At 69.5% G+C, this 13,702-nt stretch carries 13 protein-coding genes; 4 read left to right on the top strand and 9 right to left on the bottom strand.

Annotated elements, in window-relative coordinates; translation table 11 throughout:
- Together ACFZA0_RS25350 and ACFZA0_RS25345 are read right to left on the bottom strand one after the other, a co-directional pair.
- On the bottom strand, positions 1 to 1,028 hold a 1,028-nt coding region (locus tag ACFZA0_RS25350; RefSeq protein WP_391020983.1), incomplete at its 3' end, for an RICIN domain-containing protein.
- Positions 1,029 to 1,088: 60 nt separating this feature from the next.
- Complete coding sequence (locus ACFZA0_RS25345) at positions 1,089 to 1,826, bottom strand: hypothetical protein (protein WP_391020981.1); 738 nt, start codon at positions 1,824 to 1,826, stop codon at positions 1,089 to 1,091.
- Between the two features lie 406 nt (positions 1,827 to 2,232).
- Between ACFZA0_RS25345 and ACFZA0_RS25340 the strand changes: the two genes are divergently transcribed.
- Positions 2,233 to 3,327, top strand: coding sequence for a hypothetical protein (locus ACFZA0_RS25340; protein ID WP_391020979.1), 1,095 nt, complete (start codon positions 2,233 to 2,235; stop codon positions 3,325 to 3,327).
- Between the two features lie 43 nt (positions 3,328 to 3,370).
- A complete protein-coding gene (locus tag ACFZA0_RS25335) occupies positions 3,371 to 3,877 on the top strand; it encodes a hypothetical protein (protein WP_391020977.1) in 507 nt (168 codons plus the stop codon).
- Positions 3,878 to 4,145: 268 nt separating this feature from the next.
- Here the strand turns inward: ACFZA0_RS25335 and ACFZA0_RS25330 are convergent, their stop codons facing one another.
- Positions 4,146 to 4,742, bottom strand: coding sequence for a TetR family transcriptional regulator (locus ACFZA0_RS25330; RefSeq protein ID WP_391020975.1), 597 nt, complete (start codon positions 4,740 to 4,742; stop codon positions 4,146 to 4,148).
- A 72-nt stretch (positions 4,743 to 4,814) separates the two neighbouring features.
- Between ACFZA0_RS25330 and ACFZA0_RS25325 the strand changes: the two genes are divergently transcribed.
- Both ACFZA0_RS25325 and ACFZA0_RS25320 read left to right on the top strand, forming a co-directional pair.
- Positions 4,815 to 5,336 (top strand): GNAT family N-acetyltransferase, encoded by a 522-nt coding sequence (locus ACFZA0_RS25325; protein WP_391020973.1) that lies wholly within the window; start codon positions 4,815 to 4,817, stop codon positions 5,334 to 5,336.
- 634 nt (positions 5,337 to 5,970) lie between these two features.
- Positions 5,971 to 7,266: a SpoIIE family protein phosphatase gene (locus tag ACFZA0_RS25320; RefSeq protein ID WP_391020971.1), complete on the top strand. Its 1,296-nt coding sequence runs from the start codon at positions 5,971 to 5,973 to the stop codon at positions 7,264 to 7,266.
- Positions 7,267 to 7,728: 462 nt separating this feature from the next.
- On the opposite strand, the gene ACFZA0_RS25315 is transcribed toward ACFZA0_RS25320, so the two are convergent.
- The 6 genes from ACFZA0_RS25315 to ACFZA0_RS25290 all read right to left on the bottom strand — a co-directional run bounded on the left by ACFZA0_RS25315 (position 7,729) and on the right by ACFZA0_RS25290 (position 13,574).
- Complete coding sequence (locus tag ACFZA0_RS25315; RefSeq protein ID WP_391020969.1) at positions 7,729 to 8,241, bottom strand: DUF2199 domain-containing protein; 513 nt, start codon at positions 8,239 to 8,241, stop codon at positions 7,729 to 7,731.
- A gap of 83 nt (positions 8,242 to 8,324) precedes the next feature.
- Entirely contained in the window at positions 8,325 to 9,014 is a 690-nt protein-coding gene (locus ACFZA0_RS25310) for an HAD-IA family hydrolase (protein WP_391020967.1), read from the bottom strand.
- Positions 9,015 to 9,034: 20 nt separating this feature from the next.
- Positions 9,035 to 10,015, bottom strand: a complete 981-nt coding sequence (locus tag ACFZA0_RS25305; protein ID WP_391021370.1) for a phosphotransferase — start codon at positions 10,013 to 10,015, stop codon at positions 9,035 to 9,037.
- A 367-nt stretch (positions 10,016 to 10,382) separates the two neighbouring features.
- A complete protein-coding gene (locus ACFZA0_RS25300; RefSeq protein WP_391020965.1) occupies positions 10,383 to 10,865 on the bottom strand; it encodes a hypothetical protein in 483 nt (160 codons plus the stop codon).
- A 988-nt stretch (positions 10,866 to 11,853) separates the two neighbouring features.
- On the bottom strand, positions 11,854 to 12,921 hold the full coding sequence (locus tag ACFZA0_RS25295; RefSeq protein WP_391020963.1) for a CU044_5270 family protein: 1,068 nt from the start codon (positions 12,919 to 12,921) through the stop codon (positions 11,854 to 11,856).
- Positions 12,918 to 13,574, bottom strand: coding sequence for a sigma-70 family RNA polymerase sigma factor (locus ACFZA0_RS25290; protein WP_391020961.1), 657 nt, complete (start codon positions 13,572 to 13,574; stop codon positions 12,918 to 12,920). Before ACFZA0_RS25290 ends, ACFZA0_RS25295 begins: the two co-directional genes overlap by 4 nt.
- Between the last annotated feature and the right edge of the window lie 128 nt (positions 13,575 to 13,702).

The following is a 13,702-nucleotide window of genomic DNA, read 5'->3' as shown; positions in this document are numbered from 1 at the left end:
TGCTTGTCGGCAAGCCACCCGCCCGCCCCCTCGCCGTGGCCGAACGCCGCGAGCACCGGTTCGCCGCCGGCGGGTGAGAAGGTCCCGTCCTCGTCGCGGCGGGCCACCCGGACGCCGTCGGCGCCGAGCACGACCGCGTTGGGCCGCCCGTCACCCGCGGTGTCCGCGACGGTCCACAGATCCTGGGGAGTCGAAGAGGGCGCGGTCGGGTGCAGGAGGCGCTCGTCGTCGAACGTGCCGTCCCCCCTGCCGAACGAGGTAACAGCGCCCTTCGCGGGCTTGAGCCCCACGATGTCCGCCTGGCCCGTGCCCGAAGTGTCGGCGAGGAACCGCTCACCCAGACCTGCCCACCCCACTGGCTGCCCGCTGGGGAAGCGGCCGGCTCCGGCGCTCTTCCAACCACCGGTGTCCTGGTCGCTGCCGAACTGCTCAAGGACCAGCAGCATGTCGCTGAAGGGGGGCGTGGCTCCGGGGGCCGGGCGCAACGCCTTCGAGTCGGCCAGCCGCCAGGAGCGGCGGCTGTTCCAGTGGTCCAGCGCTGCCCAGCGCAGTACCGGGTCGCTGACGCGTTCGGGCTCGGCCGGGACGAGCCGCCAGCGCTGACTCGGTGCGGCCTCGTCGTACTCGCGCAGGACGACGCGGGTCTCCTCTTCGTCCTCGTCGGCATCGGCAAGATCGAGAACGGTGTTGTCGCTCGTGCCCTCGATGAAGTAGCAGCCGGCGTCGCCCTCGGCCGGGACGAGGTGCCACTGCTGGCTCTGACTGCCGGCGGCGGCCGTGGCCTGGCGGACCGCGCGGTCCGCGGCGGCGGGGTCGTCGAGGACCTGGCCGCTGTCCGCGTTGCGGAGGACATACGCGTCCTCGTCCTGGGCGGGGAGGATCTGCCAATGTTGCGGGCCCGGTCCGGCATCGGGGGCGTCGCGCACGACGAGCGCCCCGTCCGCGCCGGGCTCCGCCGGGGCGCCAAGGAACCTGCCGGTGGCGGCGTTGACGATCTGCAGCTTCAGTTCTTCCGTGGGCACGGGCATCGTGCGGCCTCTTCCAGGCGGTACGGGCGTCGGCTCGGGATGCGGCGCGGTGGCCGCGGGTCACGTGAAGACGTGGTGGTAGGGGACGTTCCATTCGTTGGGCAGCCGCGGATAGAACGTGTTGATGACCGTGCCGGTGAAGTCCCCGCCCCAGTTGTAGGTGAGGCGCACCTCGCTGTTGGGCGTCACCGCGTAGTCCTTGAACCCGAGGATGGCGTCGGGGTGGGTGATGGGCACGAAGGTGATCCCGCCCCACGGCGTCACCGTGACGACCCAGAGCTGGGTGTCCTCGGGCGCGCCGTTCTTCCCCCGCCACTTGTCCGCGACCTTGTCGGGCAGGCCGACCTGCACGGTGTCGGCGGTGGTTTTCGGCGCCTCCTGGTGCACGGTGATGCGCCGGCGTTTCGGCTTGGGCATGCCGTCGTCGCCGCGCCCGGCGTCGGCGGTGCCCGTGCCCGTGCTCGCGCTCGTGCCGGAAGGTTCGGGCGACACCTGGCCGGCGGCGCTTTCGAGGAAGTACAGCGGGCGCTGCCCGAAGAAGCCGGCCGGGGTGATGTACCAGAGGTGGCCCTGCGCCTCCTTGGTGGCCGGGTCGAGCGCGGTTGCCAGCTGGACCCCCTTGTCGTGGCTCTCCTCCCTCAGCTCGGCGGGGCGCAGGTAGCCGCCGTTGAAGGCGTGTACGAGCATGACCGGACGGTTCTCGACGAGTGCGGCCACGATCGCGTTGTCGTAGCTGTTCACCGCCACCGGCCCGCCGACCACCAGATTCGACATCGTCGTGCGTTCTTGGGTGTACATAGCGGAAACCTCACCTGTTTCGAATAGGGGAGACCAGCACCTCGGCCCTTTCCGTAAAGGGGCCTGTCGCGCAGATATATCCAGGGTTCCGGTCGATCCGTCGGGAAGGCGCCTGGAACAACGAAGGCGGCTGGGACGAAGGCGTAGTTCGCGGCAACGTCCGAGGTCAAACTACCCGTGGACGGAAGTGCCGAAAAGTCATCGATCGAGTGACAGGGGTGAAGAAAGGTCACACCCTCGGCGTTTCGGAAGAAATTTCTGAAAAACGCTCACTCGATGGGGTGCGGTGTTCTGATCCCTCTTCCCGGGGGCGGGTGGGTGCAATATTTTTGCTTGCTGGAACGTGTGCGGATTTCTGCTTGTTTTCACCGGGCACGGTCGGACGGAATGAGTCGAGGACGGGTAGATGCCTTCCAACGCGTACAGCCTGGTACCGGCCAGGCGTCAGCCGCTGACGAAGAAGAACCTGCGGGAACTGAACATCGAGCAGAACTGGCAGTCGATCCTGGATCACCCCAACCTGGTCTACGTCGACGACTACGGTGTCGGGCACAAGCCCGTCGGGTTCTCCGTGAACAAGACGAGGTTCGGCTCCTTCAACGGGACGGCGCTCGAGCTGGGTTGGCTCGCCTACATGAACCTCGGGGAGCCGCTGATCGAGGTGCGCGGCGACATCGGTCAGCCTCCGCCCGACACCTTCTCCTCACGCGACTACGTCAACCGCAGCCAGTCGGAGATGACCTTCACCGACTCGGTCGACTTCACCGTGTCGAACGGGGTGACATGGTCGCTGAACGGGGACGCCAAGCTCACCTTCGGCGGCAGCGTCGGCGCATCCCTCCAGCTGCAGCTGCAAAATCAGCTCCGCCTGGACCTTCAGTCGCAGCTCGCGGCGTCGTGCCAGAACGGGATGGCGAACAAGAACGCGAACACGGTGACCAACAAGAACAGCAAGGACAACGTCGGCGTCGACAACGCCAACACCACCGAGACGTCCGCGAGCACCTCGGCGACGAACTCCGCCTCGATGGGGATGACCAACTCGGTGGGGTTCACGACCAGCGGCAGCGCCACCGGCAACGCGTCCCTCAACGCGCAACTGGCGCTCGGAATCGCGGCCACCGTCGGGGGCTCCCTGAACACCAGCTGGGCCTCGAAGTCACAGATCTCCGGCAAGGTTCCGCCGAACTCCCGCGTGCAGACCATCGTCTCGCAGCGGCGCACCCGCAAGCAGTACTCCTACGAGATCCCCGTGACCTTCTCCGGACTGATCGCGGTGCAGTACGACGTGCCGGCGGCGGTCCTGTCACCCCCGCAACCCGGGGACTATCCCGGCCTGCTGAAGGTGGTCGCCCGCGACATCGCCGACATCGACCTGGCTCCGGGCGGCTTCCGCATGAAGGGACTGGCCGAGGTCGTCTCCGCCCTCGAGGTCCACCACACGCTGCTCGACGGCGAGGCCCTGGCCGTCAGCGAGCAAACGCTGCACAAGCTGCCCTGACCGCGCGGCACCGCCGCCACCACGACGACCAGAGGTGATGACCATGGTGTTCGACAACATCTTCAACTCCGCGGGCAGGGGCGCCGGGCTCTTCTCCGTGACCACCGACAGCACCAAGCCCCGGCCGGGGGAGGGGGTGGACTTCGAGGACAGCGATGACGACACGTACGACGACACGAGCACCAGCCTGTTCAACAACGCCATCCACGGTGCCTCCTCCCGCGCGAAGATCGTGCAGGAGACATGCCCCGAAGCGCGGGCCGTCCTGGGCTTCCTCGGCGCCTTCATCCAGACCACCCAGGCCTCCGCGGGCGCGCAGGCCCAGTACGCCCAGGATCCCGGCTCGGTCACCCGGGCGGCATCCGCCGGCATGCAGGACGCGAGCACGACGGTCAAGGAATACGGTGACCTCCAGAAGGACGAGGACCTGAAGAACAGGCCCAAGAAGGACGACTTCAGCAAGCCCCCCAAGACCCCGGAGGCCCCGAAAGCTCCGGAGGCACCCAAGGCGCCCAAGACAACCGCGGAAAAGCCGTCACGCTCCGAGTAGGCCGGACGGACCGGCGACTGGGGGCCAACTCCCCGGCGGAGTCTCGGGCACGCAGCTCGCCCGGGCTCGCGCGGACGCCGCCGTGAGACCGGCGGAACTGCGCGCGGTAGCGCCCGGTGGGGCCAACGTCGGCCACGCGCCCGGCTGATGTGGACTTGGCCGTCACCTGATCATTGCCGCGTCCCGTTGGGCCCGCGCCCCAGACGGCAGATGGATGCCGCGGGGCATGCGCCGCAGCCAGTCCGCAGCGGACGCCGGACCATCCTCCTCACGCGTTGCCGCGGTGCTGGTGCCGCAGGAGCACCAACTGCTGACGAACGGCTGCGGTCACCCGATGCTCATCGTCGGTGGCGAGGAGGTCGAGCAGCGCTCCACGCAGCACTGCCAAGGCCAAGGTGCGCTGGTGGGCGCCGGCTTCGCTCTCCCGTTCCCGCTGCGTCTGGCACACGGCCAACACGTCGAGCCAGTCGTCCACGGTGGACTTGGCGAACCCGGCCCAGGGGCCGTCGGGCTCGACGAGGGAGCGGGCGTAGGCCTCCGCCCACAGCCGCAGCAGGGAACGGTGCTCACCGGCGGAGAGCCACGTCCACACCTGCTCGATCGCCGGTACCAGCCCGGCGGGGCGGTCGGCCTGGCGGAGGTGCTCCAGCAGTGCGACTTCCTCAGTGCGGGCCCGCTCCAGCAGTGCTCGCACGAGTCCGTCCTTGTTGCCGAAGAGGAACATCAGCACCCGGGTACTGGAGCCGATGGCCTCCGCCAGGGGACGCAGTGACAGATCGGCCAGCCCGTGAGCGAGGGCGTACTCGTATGCGGCTTCGAGCAGCTGCGTCTGGCGCGCGGACGGGTTTGCGGACTTCGAGGGCATGGATCTAGCCTAGACCGACTGACACGACCGTGTCAGTAGCGGTGGGTGACCAGTGAGTTCGGAGAGTGCGCAGTGCCGAAGGAAGCATCCCAGCGGCGGACCGTCATCCGCCGCGCCGACCGTCCTGGCGACCTGGGCTGGGTGGTGATGGCCCACGGCGAGACGTACAGCCGGCAGTTCGGCTTCAACACCGACTTCGAGGCCCTGGTGGCCAAGATCGTCGGCGACTATGCCGTGAAGCACTCCCCGGTCGCGGAGGCGGCGTGGGTCGCCGAGGTCGAGGGCGAACGTGCGGGATCTGTGTTCCTGGTCGCCGGTGAAGAGCCGGATGTGGCCAAGTTGCGTGTGCTGCTTGTCACCTCGGCGGCCCGGGGACTCGGCCTGGGCACCCGCCTTGTCGAACAGGCACTCGCCTTCGCTCGCGAAGCCGGCTACCGGTCGGTGACCCTGTGGACCACCGACAACCTCGTGTCCGCCCGCAGGATCTACGAACACTTCGGGTTCGTCCTCACCGACGAGAGGCCCCACCACGGATTCGGTCACCACCTCGTGGGCCAGACCTGGACCCTCGACCTCCACGACAAGGCGGCATGAACGCGGCGACCTCGCCGTCATCCATCTCGCCGTCCTGCCACGGAGCCGCGTCGCGTCACGCCGGGCAGCGGCGCCCGCAGGCCCCCGTCGCAGACGCTGTGTCTCGAGGTGTCTTCCCGGCTCGCGTCGCAGCGAGTCGAGTGGGACTCCCCTGCGGTGGGACTGACGAACTCGTAGCCGAAACAGCCTAGTTGGGCGTTCTGGGTGCCTCCAGTCCTTCGGGGACCGGGGGACCGGGGGACCGGCCGGGGCCGCTTGCGCCTCGGTGCCTGCCATCCGGCGACCACTTTGGCGGTACTGCCAGTCGCAGTGCGCACCGCCCTCCATGGCGCTCAGCCCGACCCGTCGCGTTCCGCCGTTCCACCTGACGCCTCGCATCTTGCGCCTGGTGACGTATGCGGACGAAGGCGTGGCAAAGCGAAGGAAGCGCCACAATGGTACATACGTCCGGTGGTGTGAGGAGCGGCCCGTCGGCGGGTCCGTCGGAGGGATCGCCCTCGCGGGTCCGGTCGTATCCCCAGGTCACAGGACGGGCGATCGTCGTTCACTCCGCGCCGCGTCCCGACCTCCTGCCATCGGGGGATACGTACTGTCCCGCTCAGCGGGAAAGAGGAGCGGCAGGAAGGGAGCTGACATGGAGCGTGAGCGCATCGGACTGGCTGAGGTACTGGCAGCGGCGGAGGAAGCCGCGCCCGTGGACTCTCTCGACGTGGTGGCGCGCAACCTGCGCGATCGGTTCGGCGCCAAGTACGTGTCGTTCCTGTTCGTCGACGTGGTGGGCCGACGGCTGCTGCGCGTCAACGACACGGCGGTGACCGCGGTCCCGCCCCCGCAGCTGGTGCCGTCCTCGGTCCCCGCCTCGTACGGTGATCCCCATACCCGGGCGGCGCACGACGGGGAGCAGGAAGTACGGGCCGAGCAGGTGCCGCTTCTCGGCAGCAGCGTCTACGACGAGGTGCTGCGTTCGCAGAAGCCGGTGCAGGAGCCGCACGGTGAACAGGGGCAGCGGGTGCTCTCCCCGGTGACCAACCGCGGCGACACGATCGGCGTCCTGGAACTGTTCCTCGACGAGGTGGACCCGGACGTGCTGGAGCAGGTCGAGGAAGCCGCGCACGCACTGGCGTACATCATCGTCACCGACCGCCGCTTCACGGACCTCTACCACTGGGGCAACCGCACCACCTCGGTCAGCCTGGCCGCCGAGATCCAGCGCCAGTTGCTGCCCTCGGCGCCGTCGTGCGAGGCCGCGGAGTTCAGCCTCGCCGGCGCCCTCGTGCCCGCTTCCGACATCGCGGGTGACACGTACGACTACAGCGTGGACTCCGACACCCTGCACGTGTCCGTGACCGACGCCATGGGCCACGACGTCGACGCGTCGCTCATCGCCACGCTCGCCGTCAACGCCTCCCGGGGCGCCCGCCGTTCCGGTGCGGACCTCACCGAACAGGCACGCCAGATCCACCGGGCCCTCGTCGACCACGGCCGCCGCACCTTCACCACCGGGCAACTGCTGCGCGTCGCCCTGGACGGCAGCGGTGCGCAGATCGTCAACGCCGGCCACCCCTGGCCTCTGCGGCTGCGCGACGGTGAAGTCGAGGAACTCACGCTCTCCGTCAGCCTCCCCTTCGGCATCGAGGGGCCTGTGCCGTACCGCGTGCAGGACATCGACCTGCGTCCGGGGGACCGTCTGCTGTTCCACACCGACGGGATGCAGGACCGCCTCGCGCGGGCGGTCGACCTCCGGGCCCTCCTGCGTGCCACCGCCGCCGCACACCCGCGCGAGGTCGTGCGCACCCTGGTCGCCGCGGTGAGCTGTGCCTACGAGGGGCTGCCGCCCAAGGACGACGCGACGGTACTGTGCGTCGACTGGCACGGCCCCGACCCCTCCCGGGCCGGTACGGCGTCCACGAGAGCGGCCGGGCACGCCTGACCTTCCCGGCGGCCCCCGTTGCAAGGCCGAACACCCAGTCCCGCCCCGCTCCGCCCCGCGCCGTGATCGACCTGCACGAAGTCGCCTGGTCAAGGCGCCCTCCTGCGCAATGGCAGGCCAACTGGCTGACTGCGGCGCCGCGTTGGTGAAGCCCGACCGCGGTGCGGCCCCATTCCCGGCTGGGATATCACGCAGGTCGACCGGTGACGGGGTCACCGACATCGACGGTGCATCCCGCTTTGCCGTGGTGTGGTCGCACAAGCGGGTTCACGTCCGTTCTCGGCCTCTCATCCGACTCCGCAGGACCCGGTGGTCAGCAGGCAGATGAGGTCGAGGCAGGGGGTGCGTTCGCGGCTGTGCGCCGGGTTCCGTGCACGTTGTCGGTCCGGTGACTGGGCCGCGAGTGGCCGACACCGCTGGGCGATAGTTCAGGAGAACCCATCCAGAGGTTGCGAGCCTTGGTCAATTCGCGGGATGGAGGACGCCTTCGGCGATCTCGCGTACGCGGTCCATGGTGATGCCGGTGTGCTGTTCGACGGCGAGCGGGTGGTCGGTGGGCTCCAGCTCGACGAACGGGCGTTGGCCGACCTGCCTGGTGTGGACGCGGGTCTTCAGGTTGACGGTGCTCGGTGAGTACAGAGCGAGGTCTGTGCTCAGCCACCCGAAGTAGGGCTCTTCGGCTTCGCGTTGTGGACTGTCCCAGAGGTCTGCGGCGCGGGAGAAGTTGTCCCGGCTCAGGGAGACCCAGACCGCCCACGAGAAGACTTCTTCGCTGCCGGCGACCGGTATCTCGATCAGGCCCTTGACGAAGTAGTGCTGCTCCCGGATCACACACTGGTCCGAGGAGAGCAGACTGTCCGGCGTGTCCGCGAAGCTCTCGTTCCACATGTAGGGGGCCGTGGCGGCGTAGCCCATCGGCAGCTGCGCATGGTGCTCGCCACAGCACGAGCAGGTGAATCCGTGATCGCTGGTCATGGGCGGGAGCCTAACGACCGCTGCCGGGTCTGCTCGCGACCGCATCGGCGCAGCGCGCGACATGTGACGGCGGCGAGCGATTGTCACAACCTGTGGGCTGGCACTGCCTGGTGAAGAGCCGACTGCCGTTCGGCGATGAGGTTCGGTAGCCGGCGCATGTCGTAGAAGACGACGGTGTCGGGGCCTTCGAGGCGTTCGGCCGGGGTGAGTCCGCCGGCATAGCCGAAGGCTCGCATGCCGGCGGCGCGGGCAGCGTGGACGCCGGGTTGGCTGTCTTCGACGACCACGCAGGCTTCAGGATCGACGCCCATCTGCTGGGCGGCGTGCAGGAACAGGTCAGGGGCGGGCTTGCCGCGGGAGACATCGGTGGAGCTGTGGATACGGCCTGCGAAGCGTTCGTAGAGCCCGGTGCGGCCCAGAGTGTGCCGCATCTTGTCGTGGGAGCCGCTGGAGGCGACGCATGTCGGCAGAGTGAGCGCGTCGAGTGCTTCCGGCAAGCCGTCCACCGGGGCAAGTTCGGCGTCCACGGCCTCCCGGTGGAGCTGCTCGAACCTCGCCGCCCAGACCGCGGCAGTGTCCGGGCCGAGCTGAACAGCGACCTGTTCGTGGATGGCGGCGTGTGAGCGCCCGATGAACCGGTCCACGACCTCGGCCTCGGTCAGCGGCCAACCCAGCTCGGCTCCGAGGGCGACCTGGATACGAGCGGCTATGCGTTCGCTGTCGACCAGCACGCCGTCGCAGTCGAATATGACAAGTTCGATGGGCTTGATCATTTCCGCAGCATAGGCCGTCTTCAACCTGCCAGGACGAGAGCCAGCGCCTCGGATAGGTGATGCTCGGCGATCCCCCGCATGAACTCCCGGTTGGGGAAGTCCCCGTCGAGCAGACGCAGCGGGCCGGCTGTCAGCGACAGATGCTGGGTGAGTTTGTAGAGGGCAAGGCGGTCCTCGTCGAGGCCGTCCACCGCCAGCCGCCGATACTGGCTGTTGGTATGGCGGAGACGTAGGAACACGTGCTCCCACTCGACGTCGAAGTACAGCAGGTTCTCGATGTCGATGATGACGGGACGGCCGTCTCGGTTGACCATGACGTGGTCCAGGCCCAGCTCGCCATGGACGACGGAGTACTCGGCGCGTGGCCGCACCGCCGCGGTCAGCTGCCGCAGCCGCTCCTCCAACTGATCGCGGGCGTCGGCGATCCTGTGGTCGCGCGCGGTCGCCTCGGCGAGGCAGCGCAGCGCGAAGGCGAGCGCTGCCTGCTCGCATGAGGCCGAACGTGACGTGCCGCCTGCGTCGATCAGAGCCACCTTGCCGAAGGACGGTGCCCTGTGGGCGCGCATCATCGCCAGGCTTTCGGCAAGGCGCGTCATGGTCGGCTCCGCGGCGCGCGGGTCGCGGTTGCAGAGGTCCATCAGGTCCTCGCCGGGCACGTCCTCCACGATTGCCAGGTCGGCCGGGTAGTGGGTGCGGTCACGGTCGACCAGGTGGATCTTGAAGACCCGCAGGCCCAATGTCTCAAGTTGCGCGTGCGCGGCCTCGAACAGGTCGAGCCCGATGCCGCGCGAGAACGGGTCGGCGAGGTCGCCATCGTGCTCGGTGATCGGCCAGTAGTTCTCGGAGTCCTCCCACAGGTAGGCGATCGCCGTCGTGGCGTCGTCCATCGTCAGCCGGTAGACGCCCTTCGTGGTGCCGCCCGCGAGTCGCTCCACCGCCTCCAGTCGTCGCCCGCCGCCCAGCGCGGCCCGCGCCGCACCCGCCAACTGATCCCGCGTCACTTTCTTGGGTGCCACGCCCGCAATCCGCCTTCCGCCTCGATGACTGGGGCACCGTACGCGAGCCGTTGCTCAACGCCGAACGAATTGTCCCGGAGATGGCCGGGCGGCACGCCGTCCCGCTTGAACTCCGGCGTAGGGGAACGGCGAGGTCGCGGCCTCTCCGCAGTAGTTGCTCTCCATGATGAAGGCCATGCTGCGCCGGTCCCGATCGACGAGCACTGCCCGCCGCGGTCACGCGGCGCGGCGGGCAGTGTGGACGCCCTTCCGGACGGCCGGGTCCTGGCGGGAGCCCCAACACGGCTGTGGCAGGGCCCTGTTGCCGACGTGCTGAAGCTGCGACGCGGCTACCGGTACGTCGCGAGGGGGATCAGCACGGCCGGATGTAGTAGACCGGGGTCCACGAGGCGGTTCCGGTGTCCTTCGCGGTGTTGTACCACCGCAGGGAACCGTTCGAGTTGTAGAACCTGGCAGTGGTGCCCGACGTCTGGTTGTTGTTGAACGTGCCGTCGCCGATGCCGTCGAAGCTGTAGTAGCCGCAGTAGTAGTAGTCGTACACGTCGCCCGTGCCGTCCTGGATGCACAGGTGTCCGTTGGCGCACGCCAGTGCTGCGGAGGCCTCGCTGTTGCCGGGTGCGGCGAGCGTCACGCTGCCCCCGGGGATCGCCACCTTGTTCGCGGAGATCTGGTGCGTGCCCGGATGCGCCGCGACGTAGCCGTTCACCTGTTGCTGGAGCTGTGCCGTCCCGGCCGGGCCGGACGCCGCCGTTGCGGCTCCCGCCAGGACCGGGCTCGCGGCCAGTATCGCGGCCGAGGCGAGCGTCGCCAGGACCCTGCGCGATGTGGTGCTCATGTTCCCCTCCTCATGTCCTCCCCGGCACCCGCTCGTCGGCGGGTGCCCTCCTGGGCCACCAGCGTGGCGGGGAGCAACTTGTCCCAGAAGGGCAGGAATGGACAACAACACGGGGGAGGGAGTGGCAAGTTCCGTCGCCCGACCGAGGTCGGAGTTCCGCCAGCAAGGCGCACGCGGAGGCGCGGCCGGCCGCCTGACGCGGTCCGGAACAGGCCCTAACAGGCCAGGAGTTACTCCGCGCAAGCCCTGTACCTGAACATCGATGGCCGGTGGCGGACCCATGAATTCCAGCACAGACCGCCTGCGTGCGCCGGAGGGCAACCGAGGCCGAGGCGAAGCCTTCTGGTCAGCCGGGTGCACTGAGTAAAGCGCCGGGAGGAGCCAGGTTTCTGCTCGTCCGCCTGCTCGGGGTCGACAGACCGGCTCAGTGATGCAAGGCGTGCCGGACGGGCCGTCCTGAGCCCCCGGGGAGACCAACAGGCGGCTCGGACGCGCCATTCACGGCCTGCCGGAAAGCGTGCAAGCGAAGTGGAACCGGTCTGTCGGCAGGCCGACAACACGTAGGCACGCACAAGCCTGTGCCGCCGGACTGCCGGACTGCCGGACCGCCTGACCTTCCGACCGGTCGCGAGGTGCGGGCCCGTGTGCCGGGTGGACATCCCGCATCGGTGAAGGGCCGAGACCAAGTGGCAGGCGGCACCGGCCCGGAAAGCGGGTCGACCGCCCGGCGGCTCGCGCGGTCGCCTCCGACGCCCCACGCCTCGCGCCCCACGTCTCGTGCCCAACGCCCGGCAGCGCGGCCCGCGTTGGGATACGTTCACCGGCGGTTCGGGTGATGTCGCCGCGAGATGCGGGGCGCCCCTTTCCCGGCAGCTCGAACACCGGGGAAGGGGCGCTGCCTTGCGACCGTGGTCGGCCGGCGGCCGGGCCCGGCCCGTCAGCCGACGCTGTAGTCGCGCGTCGGCGTCTTGTGATCAGGCGTGCGGCCTCAGTCGAGGTAGGTGTCGTACTGCTCGACGTCACCGGGCTTCAGCTGCGTCTTCGGGTCGGTCTTGATGCTGGAGAGCTCCGTGCCCAGGATGCGCCCGGTGTGCTCGTCGAGGATGATCGTCCACCGCACCGTCCCTTTGAAGTTCACGCCGTACGCCTGGCCTTCGCGCCCCGCACGGTCCTTGACCGGACCGAGGGCACGCAGGTCGGACTGCTGGGCGAGCAGGCCGTCGATCGCGGCAGTCTGGGCGGGGCCGGGTGTCCATTCACGCAGCAGCCCCTCCACGGCGTCCACCGTCCAGTAGGCGCTGCCGCGGGTGTTGGGGTCGTACTTCGCCAGGTAGTCGGCGAAGCCGCGGACGGTGGTCGGGGGTGTGCTCCGGAAGTCGGCGTTCTTCTCCCATGTCCCTGCCGGCTCGTGCGTGCGGTCGACGACCCGGCCGTCCTTGAAGACCTCCACCTCACCGGTGCCGTCGGCGTTCCAGCGATCGCGGGTCTCGTACACCGGCATCACCTCCGGCTTGTGCTTGCCGTCGTCCCACAGCCCCAGTGCCCACTCCCGGATGTGGGTCCCGCGGTGCGCGGCGCCGGGGGAGTCGGCGAGGGCGGCGGCCCGCTTCGCGACGGTGGCGAGCGGCACGGTGGCCCGGGAGTTCTCCACCTTGAGCGGGGCGGGCGCGGCGACGGCTGTCTGACCGCTGCTGCCGGTGAGGGCGATGCCCGCCACCGCCGCCGCGACGACGGCGGCGGCCGCCCCGAGGGACATCGACCGGACGGGCGTCAGCCAGCCGAAGGGGACGGGACGGCGGGCGGCGGAGCCGGGCTTCGCGGCCTCGGACGGGGCGGCCGTGCCGTTGATCTCGTACATCAGCTGTGCCTCAAGGTCCGCGCTACGGGCGGACGAAAGCCCGGGGGCGGCCGGCGGCGGGACCATCTCACGCAGCGCGGCGAGCTCGATGCGGTCGCGGGCCTCCTGCCACTCCCGGTTCCCCTCCTCGTTGGACGGGCCGGCCGGACGGGAGGATGGGGTGGCGGCACCGGAGCGGTTCCGGAACAGGGCGTTCATGCGAGGTTCTCCTGAGTGGTTCGAGCCGGCGTGCTGTCTACGCGCTGTATCTGTCCGCTGCCGCCCGGGAGTTCCCGGCCGGGCGCACTCTGCGTGTCGTCGCGCCGGGTGGGCGGGCGCCCGGCGGAGTCGCGCAGCTTGGCGCGGGCGCGGGACAGCCGGGAGCGCACGGTGCCGACCGGTATGCCCAGTGCCTCGGCGGCGGCTGCGTAGTCCAGCCCGCCCCAGACGCACAGGGTGAACACCTCGCGCTCGGTGCGCCGCAACCCCTCCAGTGCGGCCTTGGCCGCCGCCAGTTGCTCGGCGTCCGCCAGCCGCCCCGTCACCTCGTCGGCGAAGTCCGGGACGTTGCCCGTGCGCGGCATCCGGGCCAGGGCTGTGCGGTGTCGCCGGGCCGAACGGGCCGTGTTGCGCAGGACGTTGGTGGCGATGCCCAGCAGCCACGGACGCAGACGGCCGGTCTCCTCCGGGCGCAGCCGCTCGCGCGAGCGCCACGCCTCCAAGTAGGTGAGGGAGACGACATCCTCGGCCGTGGCCCAGTTTCCCGTGGACCACAGGGCATGGCGGTACACGGCATCTGCGTGCTCCTGGAACGCTTCGGCGAGCGCGGCCGGGTCACCTTCGCGGAGACGGGCATGGGTTGAGTGAGTCACGTGGATGTACTGTCCGACCGGTCTGGCGGGTTCCAGTGACGTGTGTCACGGGAGTCGGGTGGGGGGCGGCTGAAGCCGGACGCGAACGAACCGGGTAGCAGGAGCCGCTCGACAGTACCCAGTCTCCA

This window comes from Streptomyces sp. NPDC008150 (assembly GCF_042956945.1).
Classification (GTDB): domain Bacteria; phylum Actinomycetota; class Actinomycetes; order Streptomycetales; family Streptomycetaceae; genus Streptomyces.
The sequence above is the reverse complement of the archived record's forward strand: the minus strand, read 5'-3'. Positions and strand labels throughout refer to the sequence as shown.

What these genes read in the sequence shown, in the direction of transcription:
- ACFZA0_RS25310 (WP_391020967.1), bottom strand. Translation starts at nt 9,014, where the DNA reads ATGATCAAGCCCATCGAACTTGTCATATTCGACTGCGACGGCGTGCTG.
- ACFZA0_RS25330 (WP_391020975.1), bottom strand. Translation starts at nt 4,742, where the DNA reads ATGCCCTCGAAGTCCGCAAACCCGTCCGCGCGCCAGACGCAGCTGCTC.
- ACFZA0_RS25340 (WP_391020979.1), top strand. Translation starts at nt 2,233, where the DNA reads ATGCCTTCCAACGCGTACAGCCTGGTACCGGCCAGGCGTCAGCCGCTG.
- ACFZA0_RS25315 (WP_391020969.1), bottom strand. Translation starts at nt 8,241, where the DNA reads ATGACCAGCGATCACGGATTCACCTGCTCGTGCTGTGGCGAGCACCAT.
- ACFZA0_RS25320 (WP_391020971.1), top strand. Translation starts at nt 5,971, where the DNA reads ATGGAGCGTGAGCGCATCGGACTGGCTGAGGTACTGGCAGCGGCGGAG.
- ACFZA0_RS25335 (WP_391020977.1), top strand. Translation starts at nt 3,371, where the DNA reads ATGGTGTTCGACAACATCTTCAACTCCGCGGGCAGGGGCGCCGGGCTC.
- ACFZA0_RS25345 (WP_391020981.1), bottom strand. Translation starts at nt 1,826, where the DNA reads ATGTACACCCAAGAACGCACGACGATGTCGAATCTGGTGGTCGGCGGG.
- ACFZA0_RS25295 (WP_391020963.1), bottom strand. Translation starts at nt 12,921, where the DNA reads ATGAACGCCCTGTTCCGGAACCGCTCCGGTGCCGCCACCCCATCCTCC.
- ACFZA0_RS25300 (WP_391020965.1), bottom strand. Translation starts at nt 10,865, where the DNA reads ATGAGCACCACATCGCGCAGGGTCCTGGCGACGCTCGCCTCGGCCGCG.